The sequence below is a fragment of the Pseudoduganella sp. R-32 genome (assembly GCF_049913245.1).
Taxonomy (GTDB): Bacteria; Pseudomonadota; Gammaproteobacteria; order Burkholderiales; family Burkholderiaceae_D; genus Rugamonas.
In genome coordinates this window covers 6,632,803-6,648,132 of sequence record NZ_CP183987.1, presented here as the reverse complement: position 1 = coordinate 6,648,132, position 15,330 = coordinate 6,632,803, and the positions used below count along the sequence as shown (strand labels likewise).

The window sequence follows — 15,330 nt, the reverse complement described above, 5'->3', positions numbered from 1 at the left end:
ATGTTAAAAGCGGTTCTTATCGACAGCAGTGCCATTGCCCGCGGCCTGCTCAACACGGTGCTGATCGACGGCGGCTACGACGTGGTCGGCCAGGCGCACACCTGCGTGGCGGGCAATGTGCTGCTGATCAAGCACCAGCCCCAGATCATCTGCATCTCGCGCGACTGCATCGAGGCCGACGAGCCGTCCATGCTGGCCATGCGCAAGGATTGGCCGAAAGCCATGATCTTCATGGTGTCGTCGGAATTCGACCAGGCGACGATCCAGAAGGCCCATGCAATGGGCATCAACGGCTATATCGTGAAGCCGTTCAATGGCGGTACGGTATTGAAGACCATCCGCAACACCATTATCGCAACGGTGAAGCGGCAGCAGAAGGCGCAGGCCGACGCGCAGGGCGCCGCCCCGGCCGGGGGATCAGACGAAGTTTGAGCCGTCGATGATGCCGCCGCCCAGGCAGACGTCGCCGTCGTACAGCACGGCCGACTGGCCCGGGGTGACTGCCCACTGGGCATCCATGAATTTCAGCGCGAATTCGCTGTCGCCGTTGGCGGCAACGTCGCACGGCACGTCGGCCTGGCGGTAGCGGGTCTTGGCGCTGATGCGGCCTGCCTCCGGCGCCACGCCGGCAACCCAGCTTGCCTGGCCGGCATGCAGCGCTTCCGACAGCAGCCACGGGTGGTCATGGCCCTGCACTACCCACAGCGTATTGTTTTCAACGTCCTTGCGCGCCACATACCAGGCGTCGGAGGAACCGTCCGCGTTCTGGTAAGTCTTCACGCCGCCGATGCCGATGCCCTTGCGCTGGCCCAGGGTGTAGAAGGACAGGCCGACGTGCTCGCCCACCACCTTGCCGTCCGGCGTCTTGATCGGACCAGCCTTGTAGGACAGGTAGCGGTTCAGGAATTCGCGGAACGGACGCTCGCCGATGAAGCAGATGCCGGTGGAATCCTTCTTGGCTGCGTTCGGCAGCTGCAGCTTCTCTGCGATCTTGCGCACTTCGGTTTTCGGGATTTCGCCCAGCGGGAACAGGGTCTTCGACAACTGCGCCTGGTTCAGGCGGTGCAGGAAGTAGCTCTGGTCCTTGGTGTGGTCGACGGCTTTCAGCAGTTCATGGCGGCCGGTGGCGGTGTTGTGGCGCACGCGCGCATAGTGGCCGGTGGCGATCAGGTCCGCGCCCAGGTGCATGGCGTGGTCGAGGAAGGCCTTGAACTTGATCTCCGCATTGCACAAAACGTCCGGGTTCGGGGTGCGGCCGGCCTGGTATTCGCGCAGGAACTCGGCAAACACGCGGTCTTTGTATTCGGCGGCAAAGTTGACGGCTTCGATGTCCACGCCCACCACATCGGCCACGCTGGCCGCGTCGATCCAGTCCTGGCGCGAGGAACAGTATTCGGAATCGTCGTCGTCTTCCCAGTTCTTCATGAACAGGCCGACAACTTCATAGCCTTGTTCTTTCAGTAACCAAGCGGAAACGGAGGAATCAACGCCACCGGACATGCCGATGACTACTTTTTTCTTGCTCATGATGCGGTCCAATTGAGCCATGGGAGCGGCGCGCCCCAGGCAGGGTGTTGCAAATTATCCAAACTAGAAGAAACCTTCAGACTTCTTCGAATACCGACACGTGGGTGTGCAGGATCTCCAGCGGAGCGCGCTTGCCCGCCAGGTATTCGTCCACGCAAGTCAGCAGCAGGGGGCTGCGGTGGCGTTCGCGGCAGGCCGCGATTTCATCGCGCGTCATCCAATGCGTGCGCAGGATGCCCTCATCGAGTGGGCGATCCGGATAGTAAGCGCCAACCTCGCCGCAGAAGGCAAAGCGCAGGAACGTCACCAGCTGGCCGGTACGCGCCGAGCGGTAGCGCGACATATACATGCCTACCAGGGCGGTCGGGGTGAAATCGTAAGCGGTTTCTTCCAGCGTTTCGCGGATGACAGCCTGTTCCAGCGACTCCAGGGGATCGAGGTGGCCGGCGGGCTGGTTCAGGCGAATGCCGTCACTGGTTTCTTCCTCGATCAGGAGAAACTTCCCGTCGCGCTCGATGACGGCGGCGACTGTGACATTCGGTTTCCAGGTGCGCGGCATGTTAGTCCATCCTCAGAAGACCCGACATTGTAGCCTGATCTTGCCTCTTCGTTGTGACCACGGCGTGAAATGCTTGTGCATTGCAACAATTCGGCATAGGTAATGTTGGCCGTAGAACATTTCATGTTAGATTTTAGTCAGTTTTTCCCACTATTTGGAGGCATTATGAAGATTGGCGTACCGGCCGAGTCAAGGCCGGGGGAGACCAGGGTGGCGGCAACGCCCGAGACGGTCAAGAAACTAGCAGTCAAGCACCAGGTGATCGTGCAGGCGGGAGCCGGCATTCCAGCCTCGGTGACGGATGAAGCATATGCCGCTGCCGGCGCCACCATTGGCACCGCGGCAGAGGCACTGGGTGCGGAAATGGTACTGAAGGTACGCGCCCCGAACGCCGAGGAGCGCAGCCTGATGAAACCGGGCGCCGTGCTGGTCGGCATGCTGAATCCTTTTGACGGGGAAAACATTGCGGCCATGGCGGCTTCCGGCCTGTCCGCGTTTGCATTGGAAGCTGTGCCGCGTATCACGCGCGCGCAGTCGATGGACGTGCTGTCCTCCCAGGCCAATATCGCGGGCTACAAGGCCGTGATGGTTGGCGCGAATACCTACCAGCGTTTCATGCCCATGCTGATGACCGCAGCGGGTACCGTGAAAGCTGCCCGTGTGCTGATCATGGGCGTCGGCGTGGCCGGCCTGCAAGCGATTGCGACCGCCAAGCGCCTGGGCGCCGTGATCGAGGCGTCCGACGTGCGTCCGCCAGTGAAAGAACAGGTGGAGTCGCTCGGCGCAAAATTCATCGACGTGCCTTACCTGACCGACGAAGAGCGCGAGATCGCGCAGGGCGTAGGCGGCTATGCGCGCCCGATGCCGCCTGAATGGATGAAACGCCAGGCGGAGCTGGTGCATGAACGCGCCAAGCAGGCTGACATCGTCATTACCACGGCACTGATTCCGGGCCGCCCGGCGCCGGTGCTGATCTCCGAAGAAACCGTGAAGGCCATGAAGCCCGGGTCCGTCATCGTCGACCTGGCGGTGGAGCAGGGCGGCAATTGCCCCTTGTCCGAACTGGGCAAGACGGTGGTCAAGCATGGCGTGTACATCGTGGGCGAGCCGAACCTGGCCTGCCACGTGGCGGCGGACGCCTCCGCCCTGTATGCGCGCAATGTGCTGGACTTCCTCAAGCTGGTCTTCGACAAGGAGGACAGGCTGGTCATCGACCGTGAGGATGAAATCATCAAAGCAACGCTGGTCTGCCATGGCGGCGAGCAGTTGCGGAAATAGGAGAGACGAATGGAAGTCAGTCACACCATCATCAACCTGATCATCTTCGTGCTGGCCGTGTACGTGGGCTATCACGTGGTCTGGAACGTCACGCCGGCGCTGCATACGCCGCTGATGGCGGTAACGAATGCAGTATCGGCCATCATCATCGTGGGCGCCATGCTGGCGGCTGCGCTGACCGAGGGCCTGGTTGGGCAAATCATGGGCACCATCGCCGTGGCGCTGGCCGCGGTCAATGTGTTCGGCGGATTCCTGGTCACCCAGCGCATGCTGGAGATGTTCAAGAAGAAGGAGAAGAAAGCGGTGCCTGCGGCCGGTGCTGCAGCGGCGGCCGAGAAGGAGGCCAAGGCATGAGCTTCATCACCATGAACCTTGTCACGATGATGTACCTGATCGCGTCTGTCTGCTTCATCCAGGCGCTGAAAGGGTTGTCGTCGCCGGCGTCGGCACGCAAGGGCAATGCCTTCGGCATGGCCGGCATGGCGATTGCCGCCGTGACCACCATCGCGCTGATCCTGCGCCTCAAGCACGACGCTGCTGCGGCAGCGGAAAGCGCGGAGGCGGTTGCGGCCCTGGCGCGCTCGATGGGTCTGGACGTGCATGCCCGTAGCGGGTCGGGCAGCCTGGGCCTCGGCCTGGTGGCGCTGGGCGTGCTGGTCGGGGGCGGCATTGGAGCGGTCCTGGCCAAGCGCGTCGAAATGACCAAGATGCCCGAGCTGGTGGCGGCAATGCACTCGCTGATCGGCATGGCGGCGGTCTGCATCGCCATCGCAGCCGTGGCCGAGCCGCATGCCTTCGGCATCGCAGCACGCGGCCAGGCACTGCCGGTCGGTAACCGCATCGAGCTGTTCATCGGCACCTTTGTCGGGGCGATTACCTTCAGCGGCTCGGTGATCGCTTTCGGCAAGCTGGCCGGCAAGTACAAGTTCCGCCTGTTCCAGGGCGCACCTGTCGTATTCAGCGGCCAGCACATGCTGAACCTGGTGCTGGCGCTGGTGATGATTGGCCTGGGCCTGGTATTCGTGTTCAGCGGCGGCAGCGAGCCGGCCTGGGGCCCATTCCTGGTCATGACTGCGATTGCTTTCGTGCTGGGCGTGCTGATCATTATCCCGATCGGCGGCGCCGACATGCCGGTGGTGGTGTCGATGCTGAACTCCTACTCGGGCTGGGCGGCGGCAGGCATTGGCTTCTCGCTCAACAACTCGATGCTGATCATCGCCGGTTCGCTGGTGGGTTCCTCTGGCGCGATCCTGTCCTACATCATGTGCAAGGCCATGAATCGTTCGTTCTTCAACGTGATCCTGGGCGGCTTCGGCGGCGACACCTCCGCTGCGGCGGCAGGCGGCGCGCAAGCGCAGCGCAATGTGAAGTCGGGTTCGTCGGATGACGCCGTGTTCCTGATGCAGAACGCCGAAACCGTGATCATCGTTCCTGGATATGGCCTGGCGGTGGCACGCGCCCAGCACGCGCTGAAGGAACTGGTCGAAAAACTTGGCCACCACGGCGTGACGGTGAAGTATGCGATCCACCCGGTCGCCGGCCGCATGCCGGGCCATATGAACGTGCTGCTGGCGGAAGCCGAAGTGCCTTATGACCAGGTATTCGAGATGGAAGACATCAACAGCGAGTTCGCGCAGGCAGACGTGGTACTGGTGCTGGGCGCGAACGACGTGGTGAACCCGGCGGCGAAAGACCCCAAGTCCCCGATTGCCGGCATGCCCATTCTCGAGGCCTACAAGGCCAAGACCATCATCGTTAACAAGCGCTCGATGGCGTCCGGCTATGCAGGCCTGGACAACGAGCTGTTCTACATGGACAAGACCATGATGGTATTTGGCGACGCCAAGAAAGTGCTGGAAGACATGGTGAAGGCCGTCGAATAAGGCCTGCACTCACAGCCGAGTCCGTGTCACACCCTGGGGTCACACCCCTAGTGTGACACGGGCCCAAGTGTTACCAAGGATGAGCTCGTGGCACAGTTGGGGTGTGACCCCAAGGTGTGACACGGGCTCTTCTGTTTTAGTGGGTGGGTTTGGCGCGCTGGCGCTGGAATTCGCTGATCTGGGCGGCGTAGCGTTGCTGGGAGGCCGGGGTGTGCCAGCTGTTCTGCGCTTTGATCATGGCGGCGGCGCCTTCGGGGGTGCCGACGATCTGGTCGATGCGTTTCGCTGCCGCCATGCCCCAGGCGTTGCGCGGGCAGGCGATGCCGCCCAGCATGGGTTTGTTGTTTTGCGCGATCGGTACCGTTTTCAGCGCGCCGATCTCAGGCTCGGCTTTGCTGGCGTATTGCAGCGCGTAGTCGTAGTCGAGGGTGTAGTCGGCGCGGCCGTGCACCACCAGCTTCAGCACATTGCGGCCGTAATCGCCGACCGAGGTGGTCTCCAGCCTTGAATTGGCGGGGCGCCCGGCCAGCAATTCGTCCACTGCTGCGCCGTAGCTGCGGCGTTCCACCACGATGCCGCGCAAGACGGGATCGGACAATAATTTCTGCAGGTCGGCTTCGCCATGGGCGTTCAGCGGCAGGCGCGGCAGGGTGCTGGCCTGCGCCACCAGCTGCAGCGGCGGCACCAGGTTGGTGTTGACGAAGTAGGCCAGCTTGTCCCTTTCGGCATTGCGCAAGGCGGCCACCACGCAGGCTTGCTCGCCGCGCTCGATCATCAGCCAGGTGCGTTTGGGATTGGCGTAGATGAAGCGGTGCTCGGCTTCGGGCCAGCGGGCGCTGATGTATAGCGCGATCTGGTCGGCGATGCCGGTGGTGGGCTTGCCGTCCACCGGCATCGAGGCAGGCGGCACGTCGGGCATCAGCCAGGACATCCTGTCGCGTGCCTGCACGCCTGGCACCAGCAGGGCGGCGAGCAGCGCGAAGGCAGGGCGGCGCATGGTGTTTCCCTTAGCGGCGGCCGTACATCATCAATTCGGCCAGCACGGCGCGCGCTGGGGCTGCGAGGTCGATGGCGGCCAGGCCGAGGCCGAGCAGGGGCTGCAGCAGCGATTCGTTGGCGAAGACGCGGGCCATCGTGTCAGTCAGGCGCACAGTCAGTTTGCGGTCGCGGCGGCGCTGGGCGGCGTATTCTTCCAATGCCTGTGGGGTGGCGCCGCGTGCCAGTGCGCGTGCCAGTTCGGTGGCGTCGCGCAGGCCGAGGTTGAGGCCCTGGCCGGCTACCGGGTGCAGGGTCTGCGCGGCATTGCCGATGGCGACGCTGCGCGCGCTGCCGGTGACGCCTGCGTTCAGGCCGAGCGGGAAGGCCAGGCGGCGCGTGGCGTGCGTGAACTTGCCCAGGCGCTCGCCGAAGGTCTCTCCCAGCTTGGCAAGGAAGGCGGCATCGTCCAGTGCGAGGATGGCTTGCGCGCTGGCGGGGCGCGCGCACCAGACCAGCGAGTAGCCGTCGTCCTGGGGCAGCAGGGCTAGCGGGCCTTCGCTGGTAAAGCGTTCGTAAGCGCGGTGCGCCAGCGGGGCGCTGGTGTTGACCTGGGCGATGATGGCGGTCTGCCGGTAGTCGCGCGTTTCGGCCTTGTCGGCCTGCTCGCCGAACAATCCGCCCTCGGCTTGCACTACCACGGCGGCGCGCAGCACGCGCGGGCTTTGGCCTTCGCTTTCAAGGTGCAGCGTGGCGCTGTCGGCGGCTTCGACGCTGCCGCTGACGCGCACCGGGCGCAAGGCGGCGATGCCGAGGCGCTGGCAGACGTTGCCCAGTGCTTCGACGATGGCGCCATAGCGCGTGACGTAGCCCAGCGCGGGCAGCCTGTGTTCGTCGCGCGTGATCATGCTGCGGCCGAACTGGCCGCGCCGCGAAACGTGAATCTCGTGAATCGCGGTGGCGTGGATCGGCCAGGCACCGACCTGCTCGAGGATCTGGCGGCTGCCGTAGGACAGGGCCAGGGTGCGCGGGTCCTGCATGGCTTGTTCGAGCGGCTTGGCGTCCACCAGCACGATGCGGGCGGCGTCGACGCCGCGTTTTACCAGCATTGCTGCCAGGGCCATGCCGGCCGGGCCGGCGCCGCAAATGGCGATATCGTAATCAGTCATTTCATCAAAGCTTCAATCTCGGCCACTGTCTTGGGCGCGCCGCCCGTCAACAGCTGGAAGCCGCCATCGGTGACGATCACGTCGTCTTCGATGCGGATGCCGATGTTCCAGTACTTTTCCGGCACGTCTTCGGCCGGGCGCACGTAGATGCCAGGTTCCACCGTCATCGCCATGCCGGCTTGCAGCAGGCGCGAAGGCTTGTCTTCGCGACTTACGTCGCGGTACAGGCCGACGTCATGCACGTCCATGCCGATCCAGTGGCCGGTGCCGTGCATGTAGAACTGCGTGTATTTTTTCTCGGCCAGCACTTCGTCCAGCGTGCCTTGCAGCAGGCCGCAGTCCAGCATGCCCTGCGCCAGCACTTGCACGGCGGCGTCGTGGGCGTCGTGGTATTTGCGGCCGGGCCTAATGGCGGCGAAGGCGGCTTGTTGCGCGGCCAGCACCAGCTCGTACAGCTCGCGCTGGGCGGGGCTAAAGCGGCCGTTGACCGGAAAGGTGCGGGTAATGTCGGAGGCGTAGCCATCGAGTTCGCAGCCGGCGTCGATCAGCACCAGGTCGCCGTCCTGGGTGCGGCGGTTGTTGGCGTTGTAGTGCAGGACGCAGGCGTTGGGACCGGAGGCCACGATCGGCGTGTAAGCGGGGAACTGGGCGCCATGGCGGCGGAACTCGTGCAGCAGTTCGGCTTCCAGTTCGTATTCGAAGGCGCCAGCGCCATGGGCGCCGGCAAAGCGCATGGCTCGGGCGTGGGCGCCTGCCGAGATCTCGCCGGCGCGCAGCATGATGGCACGCTCGTGTTCGTCCTTGAACAGCCGCATTTCATCGACCAGGGAAGGCAGGTCGCGCAGCGCGGGCGGCGCGGTGGTGCCGCTGCGCGACAGCCTGCGCACGCCGTCGAACCAGCGTCGCTGCTGCTCTTCGCCGCCGCGTGCCAGCGAGGCGTACAGGGCGCTGGCGTTGGACAGGTGTCGCACCATGTGCTCGTCCAGCGCGCCGACCGGGTGGGCGGCGTCGAAGCCGAACGCCTCGCGTGCGGCCTCGGGGCCGTAGCGGTAGCCGTCCCAGATTTCGGATTCGAGGTGCTTTTCGCGGCAGAACAATATCGATTGCGCGGCGGCGTTGCCGCGCGGCGCCACCAGCACCAGCACAGCTTCCGGCTCGGTGAAGCCGGTCAGGTAGTAGAAGGAGCTGTCGTGGCGGTAGGGGTATTCGGTGTCGGCATTGCGCGTCGCTTCGGGCGCGGTGCCGATGACTGCCACGCTGCCCGCTTCCATCTGGGCCAGCAGGCGCGCGCGGCGGTCGGAGTAGGGTTTCATGCGTTCAGTTCTTCCAGTTGGCGCACGGTGCCGACGTTGACCCATTCATCCTGGTAGATCTCGCCGCCGATGCGGCCCTGGTCGGCGTATTCGAACAGCAGCTTGCCCAGGCCGGCCTTCTGGCCCGGCGTGATACCGGCGAACATCTCGGGACGGTACACGCCGATATTGGCGAAGTTCCACTTCGGCGAGCCCTGGCCGGAAACGGTGTACAGGTTCAGGGCGAAGTCGCCTTCCGGGTTGTGCCACGGGTTGGGCGTCAGCCAGATCCAGGCGATGTCGCGCACGTGGGCGGGGTACGGGTCGCCGCGGTGGTCCTTGTCCTTCAGCACGTCCAGCGCTTCGGAAAAGTCGAAGTGCGGGCAGTAGATATCGCCCGACAGCACCAGGAAGGGCTGGTCGCCCAGCAGGTGCAGGGCATTGGCGATGCCGCCTGCCGTTTCCAGCGCTTCCGCTTCCGGCGAATACTGGATCTGGGCGCCGAACTGCGAGCCGTCGCCCAGCGCTTGCTCGATCATGTGGCCGAGGTGGGCGTGGTTGATGACGATCTCCGTGATCCCGGCGCGCACCAGGTTCAGGATATGCCAGACGATCAGCGGCCGGCCGCGCACTTTCAGCAGCGGCTTGGGGCAGGTGTCGGTCAGGGGCCGCATGCGTTCGCCGCGGCCGGCGGCGAGGATCATGGCTTTCATGCGTCGCCCCTCAGAAGGTGTAGCCGACTTGCGGCGCGGTGCCTTCCAGCGAGTCGAGCAGCTTGATCAGCGGCTTCAGTTCGCGGTAGCGGTTGGCGGTCTTGCGCACGTATTCCATCACGGTCGGCAGGTCGCCCAGGTAGTGCGGCTTGCCGTCGCGGTAGTTCAGGCGGCAGAAAATGCCGAGGATCTTCAGGTGGCGCTGCAAGGCCATGTATTCGAAGTCCTTGTAGAAATCGTCAAAGTCCTTCTTCACCGGCAGGCCGGCGCTGCGCGCGTGCTGCCAGTAGCGGATCAGCCAGTCGAGCACCAGTTCCTCGTCCCACGACACGTAGGCGTCGCGCAGCAGCGAGGCGGCGTCGTAGGTGATCGGGCCCCACACAGCGTCCTGGAAGTCGAGGATGCCGGGGTTGCCCTCGTCCATCCACATCAGGTTGCGCGAGTGGTAGTCGCGGTGCATATAGACCTGGGTCTGCGCCAGGCAGTTGGCCAGGATCGCCTCGAATACCTTGTCCAGTTCCTGCTGCTGCTTTTCGCTCAGGGTGGCGGCCAGGTGCTTGCCGATATACCACTCGGGGAAGATATTCAATTCTCGCAGCATGAAGGCGCGGTCGAATTCCGGCAGCACGCCGGGCTGGCTCGCCTGCTGGATCTTGACCAGCGACGACAGCGCTTCGGCATACAGGGTGGCGGCCGAATCGTGGTTCAGCGCCTGCAGGTAGGTGGTGGTGCCCAGATCGGACAGCAGCAGGAAGCCCTGCGCGACGTTCTCGGCGGCGATTTTCGGCACCGACACGCCGGCAGCTTCCAGCAAGCCCTGGACCTTCACGTAAGCCGGCACGTTTTCGCGCTGCGGCGGGGCGTCCATGGCGACCAGGGTGGCGCCGTGCGCGGCACGGTGCGCCGGCAGCACGTCAACGCGGAAATAGCGGCGGAAGCTGGCATCCTCGGAGGCAGGGCGCGCCGAAGCGGCGTCCACCAGGCCGGTGCCTTGCAGCCATTCGGTAAGCTCGGCAAGGCGTGGATCGGCGGCTGGGGATGGTGAATTAGACAATAAAGACATTAAAGCAGCCTGCGAAATCCAGTGAGTGGTAAAGATTCCCATATAATAAGGGATTCACATTAAAAAATCGCCTTTATGGTGTTTCACGCGTCCCCCCCATGACCCGGTTCCTGGCACCCCCCAACCCAAAGCGCTGGGCGTTCGCCTTGACCGCCATTGCCGCCGCCACCGCGGCGATGTCCGCCCATGCGCAGTCGCATCCAGCGGCCAAACGCCCGCCGCATGTGGAAGACAAGAATGCCCCGACCACCATACGCGCCGAAGACATGGCCGGCCGCCCCGAACGCGACTTGCGCCTGCTGCGCGACGTGGAAGTTGTGCACGACAAGACGCGCGTGACCGCCGACTCGGCCAGCTTCCAGCAGGTGGAGCAGGAGCTTGAGGCCAAGGGCAATGTGCGCCTGTGGCGCTTCGGCGACTATTACACGGCCGATGAACTGAAACTGAACCTGGAAACCGCGCGCGGCTATGCGCTGCAGCCGACCTACCAGCTGGAAGCCAATAACGCCCAAGGCAAGGCGCAGCGCATCAACTTCCTGAACGACGACGAAGCCCAGGTGGTGGATGGCACCTACAGCACCTGCCAGGGCCCGAACCCGGACTGGTATGTGAAGGCGCGTTCGCTGAACCTGGACCAGGGGCGCGACGTCGGCACCGCCGGCGCCACCCTGATCTATTTCAAGGACGTGCCGATTCTGGGGACGCCGGCCATGTCGTTCTCGCTCTCGGGCGCGCGCCGCTCCGGCTGGCTGCCGCCGACCCCGTCGTACTCCTCGCGCGGCGGGGCCGAGCTGGTGCTGCCGTATTACTTCAATATCGCGCCCAACCGCGACCTGACGCTGTACCCGCGCTATATCGCGCGCCGCGGCCTGCAACTGGGCGCGGTGGCCCGCTACATGGGCGAGACCGACGGTGGCAACTACTACGAGGGCAGGACCCTGCTCGAGTACCTGCCCAACGACAAGGAAGCCAACCGCGACCGCTGGCAGCTGCATACGGTGCACACCCAGCACCTGACCGAGGACTGGACCTATGGCTGGAACCTGCGCGCCGCTTCGGACAACAACTACCCGAGCGACTTTTCCAAGACTGTGGCCTCCTCGTCCGAGCGCCAGCTACTCAAGGAACTGCGCACCGACTACGGCGGCGAATACTGGAGCCTGACAGCGCGCGCGCAGAAATACCATGTGCTGCAGGATCCGGGTTATCCCGCGGACCCATCGCTGTTCGTCTCGCGTCCCTACGACCGCCTGCCGGCCATCAACCTGCACGCGGCGCGTTACGACGTCGGCGGCTTCGACTGGCAGCTCGATTCCGAGCTGACCCGCTTCTGGCACCCGGACATGATCAAGGGCAACCGCCTGGTGGCGGTGCCGCAGGTCAGCTACCCGATCATCGGCGCTTCCTATTTCGTGACGCCGAAAGTGATGCTGAACGCCAGCGCCTACCAGCTTGACGCCTTCGGCAGCGACCCGTCGCGCTCGCTGCAGCGCGCGGTGCCGACCTTCTCGCTCGACTCGGGCCTGATCTTCGAGCGCGATACCAAGTTTGCCGGCAAGAAGCTGACGCAGACCCTGGAGCCGCGCCTGTTCTACGTCTACACGCCGTACCGCAAGCAGGACCAGTACCCGAACTTCGACACCGCGCCGGCCACCTTCAACTTCTCGCAGATCTTCAGCGAGAACCGCTTTGTCGGTTCCGACCGCATCGGCGACGCCAACCAGGTGACGGCGGCAGTCGTGTCGCGCTTCCTGGAGTCGTCCGGCGCCGAGCGCCTGCGCCTGGCGTTCGGCCAGCGCTTCTACTTCGCCGACCAGCGCGTGCAGATCGACAATTCAACGCCGGTCAACAGCACCCGTTCCGACATGCTGCTGGCGGCCACCGGCCGCATCTCCAATTCCTGGGGCATCGACAGCCTGGTGCAGTACAACCCGAGCACCAGCAAGGTCACCACCTCGAATATGTCGCTGCAGTACCAGCCGGGCACCTACAAGGTGCTCAACGCCGGCTACCGCTATGTGCGCGACAGCTTCAAGAATGCCGACCTGTCGACCCAGTGGCCGATCTCGGACAAGTGGTTCGGCGTCGGCCGCGTGTCATACTCGCTGCGCGAGCACAAGATGCTGGAAAGCGTGGTGGGGCTGGAATACAACTGCGATTGCTGGGTATTCCGCATGGGCGCGCAGCGCTTCGTCACCACGGCCAAGAAGACCTCGACCCAGTTCTTCTTCCAGCTGGAGTTGAACGGCTTGTCCAAGCTCGGTTTCGGCAACCCGCTGGAGGTGCTGAAGAACAGCATTCCTGGCTATCGCCGCGTCAATGAAGGCCGTTAAGCTTTCGATTTCATCCACACTGATACATGAGCGTTTCAGATATGCACCCGATCAAATTAGCTGTTGCCCTGCTGTGTGCTTCCCTTGCCGTCCCGGCCCTGGCGCAGGACGCCAAGCCTGCCAAGCCGGCAGTGCCGGCAGCCGCTGCTGCCAAGGCGGCGCCATCGAAGGGCTTCACGCCGCCGGGCCAGTCGGCCAACGCGCCGATCGACGCCATCGCCGTCATCGTCAACGATGAAGTGATCACCCAGCGTGAACTGAACGAACGCGCGGCCACCATCGTGGCGCGCATGCAGCAGCAGAAGCTGGCCGTGCCTGACCAGGCCGAACTGCGCAAGCAGGTGCTCGAGCGCATGATCGTGGAGCGCGCCCAGCTGCAGCTGGCCAAGGAAATGGGGGTGCGGGTGGACGACAATATGCTCGACCGCGCCATTGCCCGCATCGCCGAGCAGCAAAAGATGACGGTGCAGCAGCTGCGCAACCAGATGGAGAAGGAGGGCACCACCTTCGCCTCCTTCCGCGAAGAGATCCGCGAAGAGATCATCATGCAGCGCCTGCGCGAGTATGAGGTCGACAACAAGATCACCATCGGCGAAGCGGAAGTGGACAGCTTCATCGCTGCCGAGAAAGCGGCGGCGTCCGAGCAGTTCGAGCTGAACATCTCGCAGATCATGGTGCGCATCCCGGAAAATGCTTCGCCCGAAGTGCTGGGCCAGCGCCAGAAGCGCGCCGAAGAAGTGCTGCGCCAGCTGCGCACCGGCGCCGACTTCGCCAAGATGGCCGCCACCTATTCCGACGCGTCCGACGCGCTGCAGGGCGGCGCCGTGGGCTGGCGCCCGGGCAGCGCGCTGCCGCCGATCTTCGCCGAGGCGCTGAACAAGCTGAAGCCGGGCCAGAACACCCCGATCATCAAGAGCGCAGCCGGCTTCCACATCCTGAAGCTGGTCGACAAGCGCAGCATGGCCGAAGCGGCTGCCCAGGAAACCGTGCAGCAGACCCATGCCCGCCACATCCTGCTGAAAGTCACGCCGACCATGAGCGCGGCCGACGCCAAGCGCAAGCTGCTGGAACTGAAGGAGCGCCTGGACAACAAGGCGGCCAAGTTCGAGGAGCTGGCGCGCCTGTTCTCCAACGACAGCACCGCCAGCAAGGGCGGCGACCTCGGTTGGCTGTACCCTGGCGACACCGTGCCCGAATTCGAGCAGGCCATGAACGGCCTGAAACTGGGCCAGGTGTCCGAACCGGTCGAATCGTCCTTCGGCTACCACCTGATCGAGGTGCTGGAGCGCAAGACCGACGACGTCTCGAAAGAGAAGCAGCGCGCCGCGGCCCGCAACGCCCTGCGCGAGCGCAAGCTGGTGGAAGCGGTGGAAGACTGGCAGCGCCAGGTGCGCGACCGCGCCTACGTCGAGTTCCGCGACGAATCGTTGAAATAAGCAGGCGGGGGACACCATGAGCGCCAACCTGCAAGCACGTCGCCCAGGTGTGCGCCCCGGGGTTCGTCCGGTGATTGCCATCACCACCGGCGAGCCGGCCGGCATCGGGCCGGAAATCGCCATCCGCGCCGCCTGGGCCATGCGGCACCAGGTCAATGCGGTGCTGGTGGGCGACGCCGCCTTCCTGGCCATGACCGCCTCGGCCATCGATCCCGAGATCCGCATCAGCGCCGTCACCACCATGGCGGCGCGCAATGCCGGCCTGCCGCACTTCGGCGCGGACCGCCTGTGCGCGCTGGACATCCCGCTCGGCGCCCATGTGCAGCCGGGCGTCTTGGACAAGGAAAACGGCCGCTACGTGCTGGCCACGCTGGACGCCGCCATCGAAGGCATCCGCGCCGGCTGGTTCGAAGCCGTGGCCACCGCCCCGGTGCAGAAATCCACCATCAACGACGCCGGCGTGCCCTTTTCCGGCCACACCGAATACTTTGCCGAGCAGACCGGCACCGCGCGCGTGGTGATGATGCTGGCCGGCCAGCCGCGTGCAGCCGCCCGCGCAGAAGATGCACCGCCCTTGCGCGTGGCGCTGGCAACCACCCACTTGCCGCTGAAGGAGGTCAGCGCCGCGCTCACGCAAGAGAGCCTGGCGCAAACGCTGGACATCATCCAGGCCGACCTGCGCGGCAAGTTCGGCATCGCCGCGCCGCGCATCCTGGTGGCGGGCCTGAACCCGCATGCCGGCGAAAACGGCTACCTGGGGCGCGAGGAGATCGATACCATCACCCCGGCGCTGGACGCTGCGCGCGCGCGCGGCATCGATGCGCGCGGCCCGTACCCGGCCGACACCCTGTTCCAGCCCAAGTATCTGAAAGACGCCGACTGCGTGCTGGCCATGTACCACGACCAGGGCTTGCCGGTGCTGAAGTACGCCACCTTCGGCCACGGCATCAACATCACGCTCGGCCTGCCGCTGATCCGCACCTCGGTCGACCACGGCACTGCGCTCGACCTGGCCGCGCAAGGCCTGGGCCGCGCCGACTGCTCCAGCATGCAGGCCGCACTGGAGGCGGCGCTGCAGATGGCGCAGGCCAGCCAATAAGCA

Annotated in this window: 14 protein-coding genes; 7 read left to right on the top strand and 7 right to left on the bottom strand. The window is 64.7% G+C overall.

Annotation, left to right across the window (positions count from 1 at the left end):
* Positions 1-432 carry a response regulator gene (locus tag ACN9MU_RS30420; protein WP_426165807.1) on the top strand — a complete coding sequence of 144 codons (432 nt, stop codon included), beginning with the start codon at positions 1-3 and terminating at the stop codon, positions 430-432.
* Here the strand turns inward: ACN9MU_RS30420 and mnmA are convergent.
* Together mnmA and ACN9MU_RS30410 are read right to left on the bottom strand one after the other, a co-directional pair.
* Entirely contained in the window at positions 418-1,527 is a 1,110-nt protein-coding gene (mnmA, locus tag ACN9MU_RS30415; protein ID WP_426165805.1) for a tRNA 2-thiouridine(34) synthase MnmA, read from the bottom strand. The two genes, ACN9MU_RS30420 and mnmA, sit on opposite strands and share 15 nt — an antisense overlap.
* Before the next feature lie 76 nt (positions 1,528-1,603).
* Entirely contained in the window at positions 1,604-2,086 is a 483-nt protein-coding gene (locus tag ACN9MU_RS30410) for an NUDIX hydrolase (RefSeq protein WP_426165803.1), read from the bottom strand.
* 165 nt (positions 2,087-2,251) lie between these two features.
* Here ACN9MU_RS30410 and ACN9MU_RS30405 point away from each other — a divergent pair, with 165 nt between their 5' ends.
* Genes ACN9MU_RS30405 through ACN9MU_RS30395 form a run of 3 tightly spaced genes read left to right on the top strand, consistent with a single transcriptional unit; the run spans position 2,252 to position 5,247 of the window.
* Entirely contained in the window at positions 2,252-3,364 is a 1,113-nt protein-coding gene (locus tag ACN9MU_RS30405) for a Re/Si-specific NAD(P)(+) transhydrogenase subunit alpha (protein ID WP_426165801.1), read from the top strand.
* Positions 3,365-3,373: 9 nt separating this feature from the next.
* A complete protein-coding gene (locus ACN9MU_RS30400) occupies positions 3,374-3,718 on the top strand; it encodes an NAD(P) transhydrogenase subunit alpha (protein ID WP_426319547.1) in 345 nt (114 codons plus the stop codon).
* Positions 3,715-5,247 carry an NAD(P)(+) transhydrogenase (Re/Si-specific) subunit beta gene (locus ACN9MU_RS30395; protein WP_426319546.1) on the top strand — a complete coding sequence of 511 codons (1,533 nt, stop codon included), beginning with the start codon at positions 3,715-3,717 and terminating at the stop codon, positions 5,245-5,247. Before ACN9MU_RS30400 ends, ACN9MU_RS30395 begins: the two co-directional genes overlap by 4 nt.
* A 136-nt stretch (positions 5,248-5,383) precedes the next feature.
* Here ACN9MU_RS30395 and ACN9MU_RS30390 read toward each other — a convergent pair whose 3' ends face one another.
* Genes ACN9MU_RS30390 through ACN9MU_RS30370 form a run of 5 tightly spaced genes read right to left on the bottom strand, consistent with a single transcriptional unit; the run spans position 5,384 to position 10,459 of the window.
* Positions 5,384-6,244, bottom strand: a complete 861-nt coding sequence (locus ACN9MU_RS30390; protein ID WP_426319545.1) for a TIGR02285 family protein — start codon at positions 6,242-6,244, stop codon at positions 5,384-5,386.
* 10 nt (positions 6,245-6,254) lie between these two features.
* Complete coding sequence (locus ACN9MU_RS30385; RefSeq protein ID WP_426343881.1) at positions 6,255-7,391, bottom strand: UbiH/UbiF/VisC/COQ6 family ubiquinone biosynthesis hydroxylase; 1,137 nt, start codon at positions 7,389-7,391, stop codon at positions 6,255-6,257.
* Positions 7,388-8,704, bottom strand: coding sequence for a Xaa-Pro aminopeptidase (pepP, locus tag ACN9MU_RS30380; RefSeq protein WP_426319543.1), 1,317 nt, complete (start codon positions 8,702-8,704; stop codon positions 7,388-7,390). Before pepP ends, ACN9MU_RS30385 begins: the two co-directional genes overlap by 4 nt.
* Positions 8,701-9,396 (bottom strand): N-acetylmuramate alpha-1-phosphate uridylyltransferase MurU, encoded by a 696-nt coding sequence (murU, locus tag ACN9MU_RS30375; protein ID WP_426165789.1) that lies wholly within the window; start codon positions 9,394-9,396, stop codon positions 8,701-8,703. Before murU ends, pepP begins: the two co-directional genes overlap by 4 nt.
* Positions 9,397-9,406: 10 nt before the next feature.
* Complete coding sequence (locus ACN9MU_RS30370; RefSeq protein WP_426343880.1) at positions 9,407-10,459, bottom strand: aminoglycoside phosphotransferase family protein; 1,053 nt, start codon at positions 10,457-10,459, stop codon at positions 9,407-9,409.
* Between the two features lie 98 nt (positions 10,460-10,557).
* Between ACN9MU_RS30370 and ACN9MU_RS30365 the strand changes: the two genes are divergently transcribed.
* From ACN9MU_RS30365 to pdxA, 3 genes are read left to right on the top strand one after another with little or no spacing between them, the layout of a single operon-like run.
* Entirely contained in the window at positions 10,558-12,792 is a 2,235-nt protein-coding gene (locus ACN9MU_RS30365; protein WP_426343879.1) for an LPS-assembly protein LptD, read from the top strand.
* Between the two features lie 41 nt (positions 12,793-12,833).
* Positions 12,834-14,228 (top strand): peptidylprolyl isomerase, encoded by a 1,395-nt coding sequence (locus ACN9MU_RS30360; RefSeq protein WP_426343878.1) that lies wholly within the window; start codon positions 12,834-12,836, stop codon positions 14,226-14,228.
* 16 nt (positions 14,229-14,244) lie between these two features.
* A complete protein-coding gene (gene pdxA / locus ACN9MU_RS30355; RefSeq protein WP_426336558.1) occupies positions 14,245-15,327 on the top strand; it encodes a 4-hydroxythreonine-4-phosphate dehydrogenase PdxA in 1,083 nt (360 codons plus the stop codon).
* Positions 15,328-15,330: the final 3 nt, after the last annotated feature.

Bases quoted from the DNA above. Each gene is read 5' to 3' on its own strand.
- pdxA (WP_426336558.1), top strand. From the start codon at position 14,245: ATGAGCGCCAACCTGCAAGCACGTCGCCCAGGTGTGCGCCCCGGGGTT.
- ACN9MU_RS30370 (WP_426343880.1), bottom strand. From the start codon at position 10,459: ATGTCTTTATTGTCTAATTCACCATCCCCAGCCGCCGATCCACGCCTT.
- mnmA (WP_426165805.1), bottom strand. From the start codon at position 1,527: ATGAGCAAGAAAAAAGTAGTCATCGGCATGTCCGGTGGCGTTGATTCC.
- ACN9MU_RS30420 (WP_426165807.1), top strand. From the start codon at position 1: ATGTTAAAAGCGGTTCTTATCGACAGCAGTGCCATTGCCCGCGGCCTG.
- ACN9MU_RS30410 (WP_426165803.1), bottom strand. From the start codon at position 2,086: ATGCCGCGCACCTGGAAACCGAATGTCACAGTCGCCGCCGTCATCGAG.
- ACN9MU_RS30365 (WP_426343879.1), top strand. From the start codon at position 10,558: ATGACCCGGTTCCTGGCACCCCCCAACCCAAAGCGCTGGGCGTTCGCC.
- pepP (WP_426319543.1), bottom strand. From the start codon at position 8,704: ATGAAACCCTACTCCGACCGCCGCGCGCGCCTGCTGGCCCAGATGGAA.
- murU (WP_426165789.1), bottom strand. From the start codon at position 9,396: ATGAAAGCCATGATCCTCGCCGCCGGCCGCGGCGAACGCATGCGGCCC.
- ACN9MU_RS30385 (WP_426343881.1), bottom strand. From the start codon at position 7,391: ATGACTGATTACGATATCGCCATTTGCGGCGCCGGCCCGGCCGGCATG.
- ACN9MU_RS30390 (WP_426319545.1), bottom strand. From the start codon at position 6,244: ATGCGCCGCCCTGCCTTCGCGCTGCTCGCCGCCCTGCTGGTGCCAGGC.
- ACN9MU_RS30400 (WP_426319547.1), top strand. From the start codon at position 3,374: ATGGAAGTCAGTCACACCATCATCAACCTGATCATCTTCGTGCTGGCC.
- ACN9MU_RS30360 (WP_426343878.1), top strand. From the start codon at position 12,834: ATGCACCCGATCAAATTAGCTGTTGCCCTGCTGTGTGCTTCCCTTGCC.
- ACN9MU_RS30395 (WP_426319546.1), top strand. From the start codon at position 3,715: ATGAGCTTCATCACCATGAACCTTGTCACGATGATGTACCTGATCGCG.
- ACN9MU_RS30405 (WP_426165801.1), top strand. From the start codon at position 2,252: ATGAAGATTGGCGTACCGGCCGAGTCAAGGCCGGGGGAGACCAGGGTG.